At 55.9% G+C, this 681-nt stretch carries 1 protein-coding gene; it reads right to left on the minus strand.

What is annotated here, in order from left to right:
- Positions 1-671: two-component system response regulator VirG (virG, locus tag NKJ04_RS33625; protein WP_352556354.1), on the minus strand; the 671-nt coding region annotated here is incomplete at its 3' end.
- Positions 672-681 lie beyond the last annotated feature (10 nt).

The following is a 681-nucleotide window of genomic DNA, read 5'->3' on the forward strand; positions in this document are numbered from 1 at the left end:
CCTGCGCCACGGGATGTTTTGACCAGGCGAGGGTTGGCCGCATCAGCCTCCAGCTTTCGGCGCAAGCGCATGATTAGGACATCGATACTTCGATCGTACACCTCTTCTCCACGCACACGGCTCGCGAGCAAAAGCCGTTCTCTGGATAGCACGTTGCGGGGGTTCTCCAGAAATGCGATCAAGAGATTGAACTCACATGCGGTAAGCTTGACCTCGCCACGCTCCGCACAGATCAGTCGCCGCTGCTTCACGCTGAGCTTCCAGGCCCCAAAGCGAAATGAGCGCTGCTCTCTGGTTCGCGGACTAGAAATGCGCTGGCGTAGCGCTACTCGAATGCGGGCCAAGAATTCGCGCATCCCGAAAGGCTTGGGAATGAAATCGGTTGCGCCGAGCTCCAGTGCAACCACTTTTTCCGCCTCATCAAGCCGGTCGCCGCTGATCACTATGATAGGAACATCCGATTTTGTCGCCAGATTGCGGACGATCGCAAGTCCATCCTCCCGGCCTAGGTTAAGGTCAACAACCACGAGATCGACTGGCTCACGTGAAAGAACATAGTCAAACTGCTTGCTATCGTGGACTGCGGTTACCTTCAGGGCATGCATCGTGAGATACTCGGCGATGAGGCGCCGCATTGCGGCATCATCGTCAATGACAAGAACATGTTTCAACGGCACACCT

The organism is Mesorhizobium sp. M0618, assembly GCF_040320765.1.
Lineage (GTDB): Bacteria > Pseudomonadota > Alphaproteobacteria > Rhizobiales > Rhizobiaceae > Mesorhizobium.